Consider the following 17,463-nt stretch of genomic DNA (forward strand, 5'->3'; position numbering starts at 1 on the left):
CTCGGAGTGTCGGGCGTCGGATGTCATGGTGTGGCTAGTGGGGCTCCCAGTTGCCGTTGGTGGTCAGGGCGTTCGCGGTGGACGACACCTGGAAACCGTCCGGTGCGGACTGGATGCAGCCGCCGGAGCACTGCGGGGCGAGTTCGCTCGCCTGGGCGCTTGCGGCCGGAACGACGAGCAGTGCTGTGGCGACGCTGCCCACGGCGAGCAGGCCTGTGGCCCAACGATGCGTCCTCTTCATGTAATTCTCCTTCTGTGCTTTCTTTCCGATGACCGATGACCGGCTGTGGCATGGCAGGGCCGGGCATGACCTGCGCGTTCGAAGACGAACTCCGGTCCACGTTCACTTTGAGCGAGCGCCTGAGGAACCGTGGCACGCGGCGTCTGGCGGCGGCGAGCCATTCAGTCCTGGCTTAAAGGTCGTGCCCCTTCGGGATCCTGGTCTTCGGGCCGTCGTTGAGTCGGGCCGGCTCAGGACCGAGTTCAGGAGTGCGGCGCCCAGGGACGTCGTGGTGTGCAGTACCGCCCTGCCGTCCCGGCTCGTGGTGATGAGCTGGGCGTTGCGCAACACGGTCGCGTGCTGGCTCGCGGCCGCCGACGAAATGCTCAGGCGGCGCGCCAGCTCTGTCGTACTGCAGCCGTCGGCCACCGCCTCAAGTGCTGCGGCCCGGGTGCGTCCCAGTAGGTCACCGAGTGCCTGGCCACCGGACTCGCTGACGTCCCACACGGCAGTGCCGGCCGTGGCATCACCGATCGTGGGCACGGCCAGGACCGGCGCCTCGGCTGTATCCAACGGGCACTGCAACAGCTCCACCTGCCGCGACGAGAAGGCCGTCGGTGCGATGACGAGACCCCGCCCCCGCAGATACACGTCGGCGTCGCGCGGGTGGCACACCTCAAGCACCGGCGCCCGCCAGCGCACCAGGGACGGGCACAGGGTGTGCAACACCTGTTCAACTCCCCCTTCGGCCATCGTGCCCGCGTAAGCCGCCCGGACCGCGGCCAGATGAGAGCTCACCCTTCCCCAATAGGGCTCCACGTTCACGCGGTGGCAGGCGGTGAGCGCCGCGGCCAGTTGCCTGCGCGGTTCCGGGTCGCCGCTGAACAGGCTCCGGGCCCAGGAGCGGTGCGCCGACTGAAAGACGATGTGCTCCAGTTCCATACGCCACAGCGCACGCGGAGCCGCGAGCATGTTCTCCGCCGCCTCCTCGATGCACGTTGCATCGCCCGCGAGGCTCGCCACATCGACCATGGGCCCGCGAGCCGGCATCAAGGCGACCAGCGGCCGCGCCTGCTCACCCAGTTGGCCACTCACCGATTGCCGCCAGTGGTGAAACCCAGGACTCCGGTCGCGGTCTCGCAGCAGCTTGACGCTGTCGAAGGTCTCCGCCGCCACACCGATCGTCGTGGCCAGGCGGGTCCGGGCGAGATCCTCGCCCGTGAAGTGGATCCGCTTCACCGAGTGTCCCCCGTCACTCTGTTACTTGATCGCACTCAGTGTCGCGCCCGCCTCCAAAGCGCGCAACGTCGGTGACATAGGCAGGGACCGCCCCGCCTGGCTTGGGGGGAAGCCATTTGATCAGCGTGGCGGCATCGGCGCGGCACGGTTCGATAGTTCTGCTCGTGCCACTCCTTGCCGGGTGTCGTCCTCGCGGGCGGCCTGCTCCGGGTGCCGACGGCGCCAGAAGGGGTTGTCGTGGGGCAGTTTGCTGGAGACTCGGCCGTACATGCCGAAGGTGAGGATCAACAGACCCGCCGCGAAGCTGAACAGCACGTTGGTCATTCCGAAGTCGAGGAAGTTGGCCGGTCTATCCAGGGTGAAGAGGTGGTAGAAGCCGCTGAGCAGGAAGAGTGTGCCTACGGACATGTTCAGAGCGGAAGCGAATGTTCCGCCGATGATGCCGCCGAGGACGAGCGCAGCTCCTACCACGAGCGAGATCACGCTCAGCGCGACGTTGGTGGACAGGCCGGCCACCTCGCCGTTGGTACTCAGGGGTGTCAGTGCGTCGGCCAGGCCGAGACAGCCGAAGACGATGAGCAGCAGGCCGCAGAACGCTGCGCCATAGCGGTAGACGGCAGCGAGATGATGGTCGACGGGCAGTTCGTCCCGCAGTTTCATGTCGGCTCCTTCCAGTAGGCCGCCTGGCGGGCGGCAAGAACTCCTGCCACTGCCTGGTCACGCGTTGGCCCACAGTGTCGTGGTCGCATACAGCACGATCTATTCCGGTTCACCGCTTTGTTCGGATGCAGTGCCAAGCGCATTCACTGGCTGAGGCGCGCGCAGGCAGCCCGTGCCCAGCGATCTATACGGGCACCTCCTCCAGGCTGTCGCGCAGCCTGATGAGTCCATCTCGCAGGCGCGTCTTGACGGTGCCCAGCGGCAGCGAGAGCTGCTCGGCGACCTGCCGCGACGTCATTCCCTCGTAGTAGGCGAGGGACAGGCACTGCCGTTGCGCCTCGGTCAGCCCGAGAAGGGAACGTCGCACCTGCTCGTGCTCCAGCCGGATCTCGACCTCTTCGCTGACCTCGTCAAACGCGGGTGTGCGGGCCAACATCGCTGTTTTGTGATCACGAGCGTTGCAGGCCACCGTGGAGCGCACGCGGTCCACCGCGCGCCGGTGCGCCAGGGTGAGGATCCAGTTCATGACGGTTCCGCGGTCGCTGCGATAACGCTGGGCGGTACGCCAGACCTCGACGAGGACTTCCTGGGTGACTTCCTCCGACTGCGCGGAGTCACGCAGGACGCTGCGGGCGACACCGAAGACCGGAACGGCCACGGTGTCGTACAGAGATGAAAAAGCGTCCTCCTCCCCTAGAGCCACCCGTTGCATGAGCTCTGGAAGACTCGTTCCCGGCTCCCTGATCGGCATGACGTCCTTCATATTCGTCCTTTGGGGCGCCGTGAAAGAGCGCCCCAATGTGCGGAGGCTCTTCCCGGTCAGTGGATGCAGAAGGTGGGCGAGAGCATGATCGACGGCCCGGGAGGGTGTGCGTATCAGCGCCGCATTCTTCGTACGATGCGCAGGCGCCGGGTGCCGTCGGGGCGGGATGCGGTGCCGCGCGCGCTCATGCCCTTGGCGGCGGCCTGAGTGATGTTGCGTGCCATACCGCCGAAGACCGGAGCATGGAACGGGGCCACGGACCACCAGTAGGCGTGGCCCAGCAGACCGCGCGGGTGGAACAGGGCGCGCTGCCGGTAGCAGGTGCGGCCCTCATCGTCCGTCCCGGCATACATCTCCAGCCAGGCGAGTCCCGGCAGCCGCATCTCCGCCCGCAGTCGCAGCAGTTGTCCGCGTTCGATCTCCTCCACCCGCCAGAAGTCCAGTGAGTCGCCGACCCGCAGTAGTTCGGCGTCGCGGCGTCCGCGGCGCAGACCTACACCGCCGATGAACCGGTCCAGCCAGCCCCGGACCGCCCAGGCGAGCGGGAGGGAGTACCAGCCGTTGTCGCCTCCGATGCCCTCGATCACTTTCCACAGCTCCTGCGGGGACACGTCGACCGACAGGTGCCGCTCGTCCTTGTAGAGACTGCCGCCCGCCCAGTCCGGGTCGGTGGGCAGTGGATCGCTCGGCGCCCCGGGTACGGAGGCGGATGACCAGCGGGTGGCGACCTGCGCCTCCCGCACCCTTCTCAGCGCCAGGGACAGCGCCTTGCCGAACGGCAGCGGCCGGCCCGGGAGGTCGGGCACGTACTGGGCGATGTCATGTTCGTGGCAGACGACTTCATGGCGCAGCGACTCGGTCAGCGGTCGGGCGATCGATGCGGGCACCGGGGTGACGAGGCCGACCCAGTGGCTGGAGAGCCGTGGCGTGAGGACGGGTACCGGCACGATGAGCCGCCGCCGCAGCCCGGCGACAGTGGCGTATCCGCGCATCATCTCCCGGTAGGTGAGGACGTCCGGGCCGCCGATGTCGAACGCTCGGTCGACGTCGTCCGGCATGGTGGCCGATCCGACGAGGTAGCGCAGCACATCGCGGACGCCGATGGGCTGTGTGCGGGTGTGCACCCAACTGGGCGTGACCATGACCGGCAGCCGCTCGGTCAGATAACGCAGCATCTCGAACGAGGCTGATCCCGAACCGATGACGACCGCGGCCCGGAGGACGGTGGCCGACACCGCTCCGTCAAGGAAGATCTGTCCGACCTCGGCGCGTGATCGCAAGTGCGGGGACAGGCTTGATTCTGGAACCCCCCGTGGAGTGAGGCCGCCCAGATACACGATCCGCCGCACACCGGCAGCGTGTGCCTGCTCGGCGAAGATCTGGGCCGCGCGGCGGTCGGTCTCCTCGAAACGGGAGCCGGAGCCCAGAGCGTGCACCAGGTAGTACGCCACATCGATCCCGCGCATGGCCCCTGCGACAGAGTCGGCGTCCGTGACATCGCCCTGAACCGTTTCGGCATCCCCTGCCCATGGATGGTCGCGGAGTTTGGCGGGCGAGCGGGCCAGGCATCGCACCCGATGCCTCGCCTCCAGGAGTTCTGGCACCAGGCGTCCGCCGATGTAGCCGGAGGCTCCGGCTACCAGGCAGTGCAGCTGTTTCGCGTCCCGCTGTCCGTCCGTTCCCATGGTCGTTCCTCCGTGCACTCGCTCCGGCATCTGTTTCTCGGCTCTTGTCTCCGGCACCCGTTCACGGTCTGAGCAGCGCGACCGTCCCCAACGCGACGACTTGGTCGGATACCGTGACGAGAACGCGGAATCCCTCTGACTCCGGTGTCACTTCGACGAGGGCCCCGCGCGGCGGCACCGGTGCACGCAGTTCCACACGCAGCCCGGCCACAGCTGCAGCGGTCATGCCGGAGGTCAGCAGCGCCGCCTGGCGTGCGGCCTCCAGTACGGCCGGCGCGGGCAGCCGAGCCGTGCGGCCCGCGGTCAGGACGGGGTGGCGGGGGTCGCGCGGGACGATGGCCAGGCGTCCCTGCGGTGCTCGCGCCAGCATGACGTCGGTGTCGGCGGCCGCGCCCAAAGCGGCCGCCGGGGGATGCAGAAGCGCCGGTGGGGGCACCGCAAGCGCGCAGGGCGCACCCAAGTGGGCAGGGCGGACCATGCGCATGGTGCACGATCCGAACGGCGTCCCTGCGTGCCGGTACTCGGCGGTGATGCGGTAGAAGGCGAGCTCGCCGGCTTGCGTGGCGTGGTCGCTCACGCTGACTCGGACGGCTACGTCGGTGGCGCTGCCCCGCTCCGTCGGCCATACCCGAGGCTGCAGCCCAAGGCTCACGGCCACGGGTTCGAGTGGGGCAAGACCCTCTGCCGACAGATGCCCGCGTTCCAGCGCGACGGCGATCTGGCGGGTGGACTCCACCATGATCAGCGGATGGTGCGCCACGGCGATCGCGCGCTCGTTGAGCGGATGGAAGCGGGGCCATTGGCACTGTGCGGTGAAACCGGTGCGACCCAGGCGACGCAAGGACACGACGAGCATGGACGCCATCGCATCCAGCCCGAGTGTGCGCCACGTCAGCGAACGGTCCGGCTGCTCCGGACTGGGCTGCCGCCGGTCGGCCCGAGCTTCCTGGCGCTCGTCGGCCGTCTGAGCCGCTTCCGTCGTCGCACCGTACATGCGTGTCTCCTGCCGAAGTGGCCGGACGGCGTCTGCCGTGGCCGGCCCGACATGTTGCAGGTCCGGTGTCATCAGCTCTGCTCGATCTTGCTGCGCAGCTGATACAGGCCGCGGCGCGCGTGGCTCTTCACGGTGCCCAGGGGCAGACCGGTGCGCTCGGAGATCTGGACCTGGGTCAGGTCGTCGTAGAACGCCATGCGCAGCACCTCTTGCTGGCGCTGCGGGAGTCGGGCGAGCGCGTCGGACAGCAGCACACGGTCCAGTGCCCGGTCTGTGGTCTCCGGCCTCAGTACCCCTGTGGCGACGTCGGCGGCGTGGCCTGCCGCTTCGATCAGGTGGAGGCGTCGGGTGCGTGCTGCGAGCGTGTCGACGATCTTGCGTCGGGTGATGCCGACAAGCCAGGCACCCAGCGGCCCGCGTTCGGGGTGATATCCGCTCCTCCCCCGCCAGGCCGCGAGAAAGACTTGCTGGGTGACGTCCTCCGCTTCCCGCGCGTCGCCCAGTGTGCGGGCGGCCAGGGTGTGGACCAGCGGACTCCAGCGCCGGTGGATCGCGGCGAACGCCTGCTCTTCGGTGCCGCCGGGTCCACAGGCCGGATCCTTCTCGAGCGCCGCCTTCTCGACAGGCGGGAACAGACGCTCCGAGGCTTGCATGGTCGCACTCATGGTGTGGTCCTCCGGCGGAGCGGTATGCGCGGGATGGGAGCTCATGGGCTGACGTGCATCGGCAAAATGGCGGGGGCCTGGATCTGTCATGAGTCTTGGACGCACAAACGACGCAAGCAACACGCGTCGTTTGTGCGTCGTACGCTGAGCCGGTGAGCTCGAGCGAGCACGACCAGCCCGCAGGCCTGTCGACCGGTTCGGTGGCCAGGCGTCTTGGCGTTGCCCCCACGACGGTGCGTTCCTGGGACCAGCGCTATGGCCTGGGCCCCGATGCTCATACCAGCGGCAGGCACCGTCGCTGGGCTGCCGCGGACATCGCGCGGCTGGAGCGGATGTGCGCGCTGACCATGACAGGGGTGCCGCCGGCCGAGGCTGCGCGCATCGCACGCGAAAGCGCGCCGCCGGCACTGGCGCCCCCCGCCGCCCCGGCGCGGCCCAGGCCTGTTCGAAGCCGTTCACACACCGGTCTTCAACTCGGCGACGTGCGCCGGGAGTGCAAGGGGCTGGCCCGCGCCTCGCTGCGGCTCGAAGCCGCCTCCGTGGACGATCTGCTGACTGCGGCGATCGCTGACTACGGTCTTGTCACGGCCTGGCAAGAGGTGATCATGCCGACGCTCCAGGCGGTGGGACGCAAGTGGGAGAGCTCGGGCGAGAAGTACGTGGAGGTCGAGCACTTCTTGTCCTGGCACGTCACAGGTGTTCTGCGCCGAAGCGCCCCGACGCTTCCGGTCGGCCGGGCGGACCCAGTGACGCTGCTCGCCTGTGTGCCCGGCGAGAACCACACGCTGCCGCTCGAGGCGCTGGCAGCGGCCCTCACCGAACGTGGCCTGCCCGTGCGAATGTTCGGTGCGGCCATGCCTGCCCAGGCGCTCGTGGAGGCCGTACGCAGGACCGGGCCAGCGGCCGTCGGGCTGTGGGCCCAGTCCCGGACCACAGCGAACCGCCCCCTGGCTCAGCACGTGGCGTCGATGGAGTGGGGCGTGCGCGGCGCGCGCAGGCATCCCCTGGTCCTGACGCTCGGACCGGGCTGGACCGGTCAAGCCGTGCCCGGACTGCCACGGCCCCCGGGGTTGGCCGAAGCCTTGAACGTCTTGAAGACGGCGGCAGCCGATGACACGCGTCGGCCTGTCACGCCGTGAACCGGCCCGTGCCGGTGCCATCCTGACCCACCGTCGGCTTGCCCACTCCCGGGGTGCCCGGGGGTGGCCGACAGTGGACCGCGAACGAGACGAGGAGAGAGCTGATGACCTTTCAGCATCAGTCGGCCCCCGATACCGTCATCGTCGGTGCGGGTCTCGCCGGGCTCGCCTGCGCGATGGACCTGTCCCGCGCCGGACAGCGGGTTGCGCTGCTGGAGGCATCCGACTCTGTCGGCGGGCGGATGCGCACGGACCGCAGAGACGGCTTCCGACTCGACCGGGGGTTCCAGGTGTTCAACACCTTCTACCCTCAGGTGAAGCGACGTCTGGACCTTCGCAGCTTGCGCCTGCGCCCCTTCACCCCCGGCCTGATGGTGCACACGCCCACCGGAACCGTGCGGCTCACCGACCCGACCCGGCGCCCGCGAGAGGTCGCCAACCTGCTGCCCGGGCGGGTCCTGAGCCCCCGCGACCTGGCCGCTCTCACGGCCCTGGCCGCACGCGACACCCTCTTCCCGGCAGGAGCCATCACCCGCGGACACGACCGGACCACCGCCCGCGCACTCGCGCGCTCCGGGCTGTCCGACTACGCCATCGACAACGTGCTGCGGCCATTCCTGTCGGGCGTTTTCCTCGAGAAGGAACTGGAAACGTCGGCACGCTTCTTCCATCTGATCCTTCGCAGCATGGCACGCGGCAGTCTGTGCCTGCCCTCCGGCGGAATCGGCACGGTCCCGGCACAGCTCGCCGAAGGCCTGCCGGTCGACATTCTGCGACTCGAGACGCCCGTGACGGCCGTCACCGACCACGGTGTCCTCTTGGCCAACGGCCGCGAAGAGCCCGCCGCCGCGGTCGTCGTCGCCACGGATGCCCAGACAGCCGCACACCTGCTACCAGGGCTGACCGTGCCGGACGGACGGACAGTCACCACCTACTACCACGCCACCGACACAACCCCGTTGGCCGAACCGACCCTGGTGACGGACAGCACGCTGGCCGTCCTCAATACCTGTGTCCTCAGCGAAGTCGCCCCGGACTACGCCCCACCAGGCACCGCTCTCGTGTCCACCTCGGTGCTCGGTGGCGACCCGCCCGGGACGGAGGCCGCCGTACGCCGTCGCCTCGCCGAGCTGTACACGGCGGACACCGGAGCATGGCAGTTGGTCGGTACGTACACGGTCCCAGGGGCACTGCCCGCGATGCGTCCGCCCTGGCCGCTCAGCCGCACGACCCGCTTCGCACCGGGACGGTACGTATGCGGGGACTACCGAGCCACCGGCTCGGTGCAAGGCGCGCTCGCCTCCGGCACACGGGCCGCACGCGAGGTGCTGACCGATCTGGCACGTCCGAGGCCGTGACGTTCACCACCCACCAGGAGGGCCCATGGCCCAACCGCCACAGACTGATCATGTGCCAGTCCGAGCAGACGCCCCACTGCCCCCACCAGCGACCAGCGGGACGGTCATCTTCAGCCGTGATGCACCCGGTGGACACTGACGGCATAGCCGCCGCCCTCGTAGGGGTGGGCGTCCCACGTCGCGAAGCGGTCGACGAAGGTGAGGCCGGCTGCGGCGCAGTAGGCGTCGTACTCCGGCAGGGTGATGGCGGGCGATACCGGCAGGTGGGCCTCGTCCAGACCGAATCCGGCGACCATGAGTCCGCCCGGGCGCAGGGTCGCAGCCAAGTGGCTGATCACCGCGGCCTCAGTACCCGCGGCAAGGAGCGGGAAGATGTTGCCGGCAGCGACCACGAGGTCGAAGTCCGCAGCAACATGTAGCCCCGTCGCGTCGAACGTGGCCAGGTCGGCTTGGATCCAAGGCAGTTCCGGCGCCTGCCTGCGTGCCACGGCCAGCATGGAAGCGTCGAGGTCGACCCCGACACAGTCGTACCCGAGCTCCGCCAGCCGGATCATGACCCGCCCTGTACCGCACCCGGCATCCAGCACCCGTGCCCCGGGCGACACCAGGGCGGCGCACAACCGTGCCTCACCGTGCATGTCCTTGCCGCTGCCGGCCAGGGCAGCGAACCGGGCGGCGTAGTCCTCTCCGGACGTCCCACCGGTCAGCTCTTTCCAACGGCTCATGACGGACAGGGTAGGTGACCAGCACGCGACCATGGCCGCCGTGGATGTCCGCTGACTGGTGTGTGAGGCGTCGGCACCCACGGCTACGCATCGCGCTGCTGCGGACGGCCGATGGCCACGGCACCGCGGAAGCCGTCAGCCGAGATGGCCGACATGGTGTCGAGCGACGAATCGGGGACGGGCAGCAGATGGGCGTCGACCCAGGTGTCTCCCGTTGCCGCGCTGGCCCACGGATCCTCGACCACGATGGCGCCGGGTACGGCGCCGTGGCAGAGCACCCAGTGCGGCACGTCGAACCCTTGCATCCCGGCGAGTGAGACCAGGAGCAGCACGTGCTCATGTCGGTCGATCGCGCTGCGGATCGAGGTCAAAGAGAGGCGACGCGAGTCGATCGGGACACCGATGTGTCCGGCGCCCGTACGCGATGTGCGCTGGAGCAGGGCACGCCACTCCTGCTCGTTGTCCGGGTAGTGGTCGAGCAGGACGGGCCCGTCCACGTCGAGGTGGACCGTGACGGGGGAAGACGGCCAGGCCCGGCGCACGGCAACCCCCAGCCCGACGGGCTCGCACGCGGGGAAGTTGGTCGCGTCGCGCCACAGTGTCAGCTCCGCCTGGCGGTCGAGTGCATCGTGCGGCAGCACCCCCGCGTGCGTCTGCGCGAGCAGGGCGGTGACGGCGCCGCAAGTGAAGTGCGTGGTCTGCCCGTAGTACGGAGGTTCGGTCACCAAGCCGTCGCGCAGCCAGCGAACGTAACCGGCCTCGGGCCCTTCCGCGTTGCCTGCCGGTGTGAGCGGAGGACGCAGCGGGGTGAAGCCGTTTGCGGCGGCGACCTCCGGGCTCGCCGTCCAGCCTTCCCACTTGACCTGCGCGAGCCCCCGTCCGCGTGCGTGGGCGACGACAGCCTGGACGGCTGCCGACACGTCACCGACGGCGTCGACGATCTTCAGGTAGGCCGTGTGCGGGCGTGCCGTCACGAGCGCGGCAGCAGCCCAGTCCGCGCCGTCGTCACCTGGAACGGCCACGATGTGCGGGGCGTGAACGGAGCGGTCGACCCTGTGCCAGCGCTCCGGCACCTCGTGGCGTCCGAGTCGCCTCAGCTGGGTCGCCGATGTGTCGGGATCGAACGGGACAACGACGATCTTCACGGGCGTTTCTCGCTGTTCCTGCTGAGGCTGTTGAGGCTGCATACCGGCGCTCCTGGCGGATCGGAGGGTTCGATGGACAGGGGTTCGCCGAAGGGTTCATGCGCGGGAGCGCCGGAGTACCCAGACGAAGTACGGGCCACCGATCAGGGCGATCATGAGGCCCGCCGGCACCTGGGCGGGTGCGATGAGCGTGCGGCCGAGGGCGTCGGCCACGCAGACAAGCAGTGCGCCGAGCAGCATCGCGACCGGGATCGCCCGGCCGTGCCGGGCGCCCACCAGCGACCGGGCGAGGTGCGGGGCGACGAGCCCCACGAAACCGACGACACCCACGGCGATCACGCTGAGCGCCGCGAGGACCGCAGCGATCGTCAGTGCGGCGATGCGTACGCGTACCGGCCTGACGCCGACTATGCGCGGGGTGTCCTCGTCGACGGCGAGCAGGTCGAGCCGGCCGCGCATGGCGAACAGCACGGGGAGCGCGAGCGCCAGGGCCACCGCGACCGGTACGACGTCGGGCAGCGTGCGCCCGTAGGTCGTGCCGGAGAGCCAGGTGAAGATCCGGGGCGTGTTGTACGGGTCGGCTCGCAGCAGGAGGAAGGTGGTGACGGAGCTGAGGCCGTACCCGCATCCGATGCCGATCAGTACGAACCGGTCGGGCAGGAAGCCGCCGCGCCAGGACAGCAGGGCGATCACCGCGAACGTGGCGAGTCCCGCCGCGACCGCGACCGCGATGAGCAGCGGCCGTCCGCCGGGCAGGCCCGACGTGACGACGGCCGCCGCGCCGAGCCCGGCGCCCGCCGTGATGCCGAGCACGCCCGGCTCCGCCAGCGGGTTGCGCACCGCGCTCTGTACGACGCATCCGGCCAGTCCGAGTGCCGCGCCGGCGAGGATCGCGGCGATCACGCGCGGGACCCGGTCGTCGAGCGCCTGGCCGATCAGGTCGGGGGCGGCGCCTTGGGCCCAGAGCGCGATGTCGCCCGTCCGCAGCCAGAGGCTTCCCGCCAGAACCGCCACGATCGCCGCCCCGGCCAGGAGTGTCAGCGCACCGAGCACGACGAGGAGGAACGCGCGGCGTGACCGTGTGGCGACTCGCGCGTGCGGTGGCTGCCGGAGCCCGCCCGTGTCGCGGAGGCGCAGCGCCAGGACCACGATCACGACGGCGCCGAGCAGCGCGGTCGGTACGCCGGTCGGAATGGAGGCGGCCCCGTCCGCGCCCTGCACCGCGCGCAGCGACGCGTCCGCGAGCAGGATGAGCAGCGCGCCGAGCAGACCGGCCGCGGGCACCAGGAGGAGGTGCCGGCGCAGCGAACGGACCCGTCCCGCGATCAGGCGGGCCAGGACGGGGGCGCCGAGGCCGACGAAGGCGATCGGGCCCGCGAGTGTCACCGCCGTGCTGGTCAGGAGAACCGCGCAGAGCACGGCGGTCACGCGGGTGGTCCGGATCGGCACGCCGAGGGTGGACGCGGCGTCGTCGCCGAGGTTCATCACGTCAAGGCGTCGGGACAGCGCCACGGCGACGCACAGCACCACGGCCAGGACAGGGAAGGCGCGGATCGACGCGTCGATGTTCAGTTGAGCGAGCGAACCGCTCCCCCAGGCGAAGAGGCCGGTCGTGTTCTGGTTGAACAGGATGAGGAGCATCCCGGTGGCCGCGTCCAGGGCCATCGCCGTCGCCGATCCGGCGAGGATGAGGCGGGTGCCCGCGGTGCCCGCTGCCCGGCCAGCGAGGAGCAGCACCAGCGTCGCCGCGACCAGGCCGCCGGCGAAGGCGACGGCTCCCGACGCCCAGAGCGGGACGGCTAGGCCGAAGGCCGCGACGAGCGAGAGCGTGAAGTAGGCCCCGGCCGTGACCGCGAGGGTGTCGGGGGAAGCGAGCGCGTTGTTCGTGACGGACTGCAGCAGCGCGCCGGCGCAGCCGAGGGCGAAGCCCACCGCCACGCCCGCGAACAGGCGCGGCAGGCGCGAGCCGGTGAGGATCTCACCGACCGGCGCCCCGCCTGTGGTGTCCCGTTCCCCGCCGAGGTACCGCACCAGGTCGCCGACGCCGACGCCCGATGTTCCCTGCGTCAGGTGCCACATGCCCACGAGGGCGGTCGCTGCGAGAAGGAGCGCCAGGACGGCCACCCCGGTGGGGGCGCCGCCGCGCTCGGCGCGCGGCAGCGCTTCCCCTCCGGATGCCGTCATCTGAGGTGTGCTCACTTCTTGTCGAGTACGTCGACGTACGCGTCGATCGCCTGCTCGCAGGAGCGCGGACCGCCGGCGCCCCACACCCGCGCGGGGAACGAGTGCGCGCGGCCTTCCTTGACGGCAGGGATGGTCTTCCAGATCGGGTTCTTCTTCAGCGCGGCGACGTACCCCCCGGCCCCTTCGTCGTTGGCGTAGAACAGGTTGGCCTTCCCCACCGAGGTGAGTCCCTCGACGTCGGTCTGCGCGAGACCGTAGGACTTGTCGACGCCCCCGTCTCCGTGGGCCTTGTTGATGTCCTTGGTCCACGCGGGGTTCATGCCGAGCTCCTTGCCTATCTCGGTGAACAGGGCGCCGTCGCTGTAGGGGCGGACGGTGAGGTTGCCTCCTTGCAGCCATCCGTCGAAGAACAGGAAGTCCTTCGTCGGCAGATCGGCGTCGGTGACCTGCTTCTTCGCCGTCGCGAGGTGCTCGTCGAACTCCTTGAGCACCTGGTCGGCGCGCTCGGTACGCCCCGTCGCCTCGCCGATCATGCTGAACACGTCCCGCATGTTCCCGATCGGGTCCTTCGGGTTCGCTCCCCGCGTGGCCATCACGGGGACGCCTCGCTTCTCCAGCTTCTTGAGGGTCTCGTCGTCGGCGTCGAACGCCTCCACCACGATGAGGTCGGGCTTCGCCGCGTAGAGGGTGTCGAGGTCGGGCTCCTCACGGGTGCCGATGTCGGTCACCTTGCCGGGCAGCTTCTCCGCACTGACCCAGGTGCTGTATCCCTTCGCGTCGGAGACCGCGGTGGGGGTGACGCACAGGGTCAGCGCGTCCTCGACCTGCTGCCATTCCAGGACCGCGATCCGTTCGGCGGGCTTGTCGAGCTTCACCTGCCGGCCGACTCCGTCCTTGAAGGAGACCGGCTTCGTCGAGGTGGTCGTGGTGTCCTTGGCGCAGTCCTTCGACACGGGCGACGCACTGGCACTGCTGCCGGCCCCGGCCTTGTCGACGCTGGTCGTGCCGCAGGCCGTTGCGGCGAGGACGATGAGCCCTGTGGAGGCTGACGCCGCCAGGCGATGGGCACGGTTCATGAACGTTCCTCTTTCTTGTGTCTTGCCACGCGTTCTTCTTGCGACGCGTCTTTCTTGCAGCGCGTCGCTGTTGCGACTCGCTGCGGCGGCGGATGTGCCGCTTCAGGCGGGATACCGCCCGATGGGGTCGATCCGGAGACGGCCCGTGCGCGGATCGACGCCGACCTCGACACGGATGTCGTAGACCTCGCCGATGTTCTCCTCGGTGAGGACGTCGGCGGGTGCTCCGGCCGCGTGCACGTGGCCGGAGCGCATCAGGACCAGCGTGTCCGCGACGCGGGACGCCTGGTCGAGGTCGTGCAGCACGATCCCGACCGCGATGCCGTGCTCCTCGACGAGATCGCGCACGAGGTCGAGCGTCTCGATCTGGTAGCGCAGGTCCAGGTGGTTGGTCGGTTCGTCAAGGAGCACGACTCCGGTGTCCTGGGCCAGGCAGGCCGCGAGCCAGACACGCTGCACTTCCCCGCCGGAGAGTTCCCCGACCGGCCGGGCTGCCATGTCCCGGACGCCTGTGACCCCCATGGCGTGCTCGATGGCGCTCCGGTCCTCAGCGGTCAGTCCGGCGAAGCCACGCCGGTACGGGTGGCGTCCGAACGCGACGACCTCTTTGACCGTCAGCCCCTGGGGCGCGGGCCTCGACTGGGAGAACAGCGTGATCTCGCGGGCGAACTGACGGGCACTGAGCAGAGCCGCGTCGCGCTCGGGTTCTCCGTCGGGCGAGCCGAGCGTCACCCGGCCGCCGTCCACTCGATGCAGTCGGGAGAGCGCGCGCAGCAGCGTGGATTTCCCGCTGCCGTTCGGCCCCACCAGGGCGGTCGCGCGGCCGGGTTCCAGAGTCAGCGAAACGCCGTGGACGACCGGTGTGCCGCCGTACCGCAGCACGAGGTCGTGCCCGTTGAGGGCGGCCACCGGCGTGGCGGGGATAGCCACAGGGTGACCGGCGTGCCGGGAGGGGCTTGTGAACATCAGTGAGTCCGGATGATCGGAGGGGCGAGGGCTGCGGCACCCTCCGTCCGGCCTTGTCGGCCGGGCAGCGGACTCTCCGCGCACGGAAAGCACCGTTCACGGCGAGCGACAACTAAGGGTTACCTAACTCCGAGGAGCTTATATATCCCTTGCCATGTCGACAATCAGGAGTTCTGGACACTCGGTACGGGATTCCGGACACCCTCGGGGGTGCCGTCGGCGGCGTCGAAGAACGCGCCCGGCGTGGTTCCCGTGATCCGCCGGAAGGCGGCGATGAAGGTGCTGGGCTGCGCGTAGCCGAGCACCTCGGAGATGGTCGTGACGTCGAGCCCCTCGGAGAGGTGCGTCAACGCCCGGTGCACACGCAGTGCCTGCCGCCACTGCGCGAAGGACAGTCCCGTCGCCTGGCGAAACGCGCGAGTGATCGTGCGGTCGCTGATCCCCAGCCACCGCGCCCACTCCTCCAGCGAGCGGGAGTCGGCGGGATCGTCAAGGAGGGCTTCAGCGATCGTGTCGATCCGGGAGTCACCGGGCAGCTGCAGCGCGAACTGGCGTTCCGAGGGCTGGAGCACGTCGAACACGACCGACTCCGCCCGCGCCCTGGCCGCCGCGTCGAGATCCGTGGAGGACAGATGAATCAGCAGTGACTCAAGGAGCGGCGTCATCGCGATCGCTCTCGGCTCCTCGAACGCGAACGCGGACGGCGTTCGGTCGGGGGCGAAGAAGGCCTCGTGGAACTGCGCACCCGCCGTCGCCCGGCCCCCGTGCACCACTCCGGCCGGCATCCACAGCCCGTACCCCTCGGACACGGTGAAGACGCGGTCCGCCACGCGGGACGTCAGTGTTCCGCCGCGGACCCAGACGAGTTCGTGCCGGGGATGCGAGTGCGGCGCCCATTCCGTGGGAACGCGGGGAATCTGCAGCCCGGCGAAGATGGCGAAAGGGGCTATCGCCTGCTCCGGGAACGGCGCGACCCGGCGCACCACAGTGCCCGCCTCTTGCCGCCACATCCCGGGGCTCGCGTCGCCACGGGACGATCGGACCATGCGGACGAGTCTAGCCGGGGCCCGAACCGACACCGAGAGCCCCCTGGCCTGCGATGAACCGGCGAGCGGTTCGGTGAGGCGAGCCCGCGGGATGTCCGGCCGTCTCCGCCCCAACGTTCTCGTCGGACCGTGCACCAACCAGCGCGTCACACACCCCGATCCCCCAGATCCGGACACCGACCTGGAAAAGGGGCTGGTCCGATTGCGCTGCTGCGAGTCAAGATCCTGTGATGCGCCATGCCTACGAGGACGCCGAGCTCCCGGCCCTGATCCGCCGCTATGTCACACCCGGTCGGCGCTACCTGAAGCTCGGCGGCGGCCTGCTGCGTCTGCAGGATCCTGAGTACGACCACTTCGCGCGCGCACTCGGCGAAGACGCCCGCCTCATCACCCCGCACGAACTCATCACCCTCCTCAAGGGCGGATGGCGTGAGCGCAGAACCGCCGCATGGCTCATCGCCGTCTCCCACCGGACCGAGTTCCGTGAGCGCCTCGGGGAGCTGCTGCTGGCCAGCGAGATGGGCGGAGCGGGCTCGGCCTACTGCGTAGCCCTGGCCACCTTCGGCACGTCGGACGACGCCGAGCTGCTCACCAGCTACCTCGATCGCTACCTGCGCCGCCCCGACCTCGCCTACGACCAGCCCATCGCTCTGGGCGCCCTTCTCTTCGTCACCCTGAACCTCGGCACCGACCACGCCGAACCATTCCTGGCTCCCGATGGCCTGTGGCACCAGTGGCAACAGCACACGTCCTCCACACCCCACGCAGCGGCGCCCGCGAGCACCCTGAGCCTGATCCGCCGGCTCTGCGCCTTCGCCGACGAATGCGGCACCCGCCCCGCCTGACCTCGTGGCCTGAGACCCGGCGGTCTTCACCCCCGCCTTCTTCGCCTGGTGATGCCGGACGCGGGCCCGGTGGGCGACCTGTCTATGCTGCTCCGATGACTGAGGTGGACACGAAGAAGTCGCAGGGTTCAACCGTGAGTCGGGGGATGTACTTCGTATTCACCCTCGTCGTGATGGGACTTGGCTGGGCCATCGCGGCTGCCAACACCGGGATCTCGTATCTTGCGGTGGGCACCGACGTGATTCCGATCATCACCGGCCTCATCGGGTGCTTCGCCTTCGCGATCCTCCTGGCCTACCTCCACAACGCGTTGTGGCTCGCCTTGGTCTCCTTCCTGCCGGCGGTGTTCGTCCTCGTGGGCTCGGTGCAAATCGCCCCCGAGGCCGCTCTCGATGTCCGCGGGGTGCGTGAAAGCGTCCGCATCGCAGCCGACAGCGCCGACGACGACGGCTCGAACAACCACCGCTTCACCCTCGTCGGACCAGAAGGAAAACTCGACGAGCCGCTGACCTACGACGGGAACAACCCGGAGTGGGAGGTGGGCGATCGGCTCGACGTCATCAGCGACCCGGAAGGCGTCGTCCCGATGGAAGCCGCCACCGACGTCGACCCCGCGGGCCAAATCGGCACTCTGGCCATGGGCGTCGTCGGATGGACGGGGATCACGCTGCTGGCAGGACTCCGCGGTTTCGTACGGCGCCGAGCAGGTCATCGCTTCAGGCTCACCAACCTCGCCTGAGGCCGGTGCAAGT

The 17,463-nt window shown here is 69.6% G+C and carries 17 protein-coding genes; 4 read left to right on the forward strand and 13 right to left on the reverse strand.

Annotation, left to right across the window (positions count from 1 at the left end; translation table 11 throughout):
* Positions 1-34: 34 nt before the first annotated feature.
* From ACFQ7F_RS17535 to ACFQ7F_RS17565, 7 genes are all read right to left on the reverse strand, one after another.
* On the reverse strand, positions 35-241 hold the full coding sequence (locus ACFQ7F_RS17535; RefSeq protein WP_383271229.1) for a hypothetical protein: 207 nt from the start codon (positions 239-241) through the stop codon (positions 35-37).
* Between the two features lie 102 nt (positions 242-343).
* Complete coding sequence (locus ACFQ7F_RS17540; protein ID WP_383271230.1) at positions 344-1,459, reverse strand: ArsR/SmtB family transcription factor; 1,116 nt, start codon at positions 1,457-1,459, stop codon at positions 344-346.
* Between the two features lie 120 nt (positions 1,460-1,579).
* Complete coding sequence (locus ACFQ7F_RS17545; protein WP_383271231.1) at positions 1,580-2,119, reverse strand: DUF4383 domain-containing protein; 540 nt, start codon at positions 2,117-2,119, stop codon at positions 1,580-1,582.
* A gap of 184 nt (positions 2,120-2,303) precedes the next feature.
* Positions 2,304-2,882, reverse strand: a complete 579-nt coding sequence (gene sigK / locus ACFQ7F_RS17550) for an ECF RNA polymerase sigma factor SigK (protein ID WP_383271232.1) — start codon at positions 2,880-2,882, stop codon at positions 2,304-2,306.
* Positions 2,883-2,995: 113 nt separating this feature from the next.
* On the reverse strand, positions 2,996-4,567 hold the full coding sequence (locus ACFQ7F_RS17555) for an SDR family oxidoreductase (RefSeq protein ID WP_383271233.1): 1,572 nt from the start codon (positions 4,565-4,567) through the stop codon (positions 2,996-2,998).
* A 61-nt stretch (positions 4,568-4,628) separates the two neighbouring features.
* Positions 4,629-5,561, reverse strand: a complete 933-nt coding sequence (locus tag ACFQ7F_RS17560) for a hypothetical protein (RefSeq protein ID WP_383271234.1) — start codon at positions 5,559-5,561, stop codon at positions 4,629-4,631.
* Between the two features lie 71 nt (positions 5,562-5,632).
* Complete coding sequence (locus ACFQ7F_RS17565; protein ID WP_383271235.1) at positions 5,633-6,226, reverse strand: sigma-70 family RNA polymerase sigma factor; 594 nt, start codon at positions 6,224-6,226, stop codon at positions 5,633-5,635.
* 152 nt (positions 6,227-6,378) lie between these two features.
* Between ACFQ7F_RS17565 and ACFQ7F_RS17570 the strand changes: the two genes are divergently transcribed.
* Both ACFQ7F_RS17570 and ACFQ7F_RS17575 read left to right on the forward strand, forming a co-directional pair.
* Positions 6,379-7,365, forward strand: a complete 987-nt coding sequence (locus ACFQ7F_RS17570; protein ID WP_383271236.1) for a MerR family transcriptional regulator — start codon at positions 6,379-6,381, stop codon at positions 7,363-7,365.
* Between the two features lie 104 nt (positions 7,366-7,469).
* Positions 7,470-8,723, forward strand: coding sequence for an NAD(P)/FAD-dependent oxidoreductase (locus ACFQ7F_RS17575; protein ID WP_383271237.1), 1,254 nt, complete (start codon positions 7,470-7,472; stop codon positions 8,721-8,723).
* Positions 8,724-8,833: 110 nt separating this feature from the next.
* On the opposite strand, the gene ACFQ7F_RS17580 is transcribed toward ACFQ7F_RS17575, so the two are convergent.
* From ACFQ7F_RS17580 to ACFQ7F_RS17605, 6 genes are all read right to left on the reverse strand, one after another.
* Positions 8,834-9,448 carry a class I SAM-dependent methyltransferase gene (locus tag ACFQ7F_RS17580; RefSeq protein WP_383271238.1) on the reverse strand — a complete coding sequence of 205 codons (615 nt, stop codon included), beginning with the start codon at positions 9,446-9,448 and terminating at the stop codon, positions 8,834-8,836.
* 83 nt (positions 9,449-9,531) lie between these two features.
* The gene (locus ACFQ7F_RS17585; RefSeq protein WP_383271239.1) at positions 9,532-10,635 is read right to left on the reverse strand and encodes a peptidase C39 family protein; all 1,104 of its coding nucleotides are present in this window, start codon (positions 10,633-10,635) and stop codon (positions 9,532-9,534) included.
* 54 nt (positions 10,636-10,689) lie between these two features.
* The gene (locus tag ACFQ7F_RS17590; RefSeq protein WP_383271240.1) at positions 10,690-12,777 is read right to left on the reverse strand and encodes an iron ABC transporter permease; all 2,088 of its coding nucleotides are present in this window, start codon (positions 12,775-12,777) and stop codon (positions 10,690-10,692) included.
* Between the two features lie 11 nt (positions 12,778-12,788).
* Positions 12,789-13,853: an ABC transporter substrate-binding protein gene (locus ACFQ7F_RS17595; protein WP_383271241.1), complete on the reverse strand. Its 1,065-nt coding sequence runs from the start codon at positions 13,851-13,853 to the stop codon at positions 12,789-12,791.
* 102 nt (positions 13,854-13,955) lie between these two features.
* Positions 13,956-14,819, reverse strand: a complete 864-nt coding sequence (locus tag ACFQ7F_RS17600) for an ABC transporter ATP-binding protein (RefSeq protein ID WP_383271242.1) — start codon at positions 14,817-14,819, stop codon at positions 13,956-13,958.
* Between the two features lie 164 nt (positions 14,820-14,983).
* Positions 14,984-15,829 (reverse strand): helix-turn-helix domain-containing protein, encoded by an 846-nt coding sequence (locus ACFQ7F_RS17605; protein WP_383271272.1) that lies wholly within the window; start codon positions 15,827-15,829, stop codon positions 14,984-14,986.
* Between the two features lie 266 nt (positions 15,830-16,095).
* Here ACFQ7F_RS17605 and ACFQ7F_RS17610 point away from each other — a divergent pair, with 266 nt between their 5' ends.
* Together ACFQ7F_RS17610 and ACFQ7F_RS17615 are read left to right on the forward strand one after the other, a co-directional pair.
* A complete protein-coding gene (locus ACFQ7F_RS17610) occupies positions 16,096-16,710 on the forward strand; it encodes a DUF6000 family protein (RefSeq protein ID WP_383271243.1) in 615 nt (204 codons plus the stop codon).
* Between the two features lie 95 nt (positions 16,711-16,805).
* Positions 16,806-17,450, forward strand: coding sequence for a hypothetical protein (locus ACFQ7F_RS17615; protein ID WP_383271244.1), 645 nt, complete (start codon positions 16,806-16,808; stop codon positions 17,448-17,450).
* The last annotated feature ends 13 nt before the right edge of the window (positions 17,451-17,463 follow it).

This window comes from Streptomyces sp. NPDC056486 (assembly GCF_042795295.1).
Classification (GTDB): Bacteria; Actinomycetota; Actinomycetes; order Streptomycetales; family Streptomycetaceae; genus Streptomyces.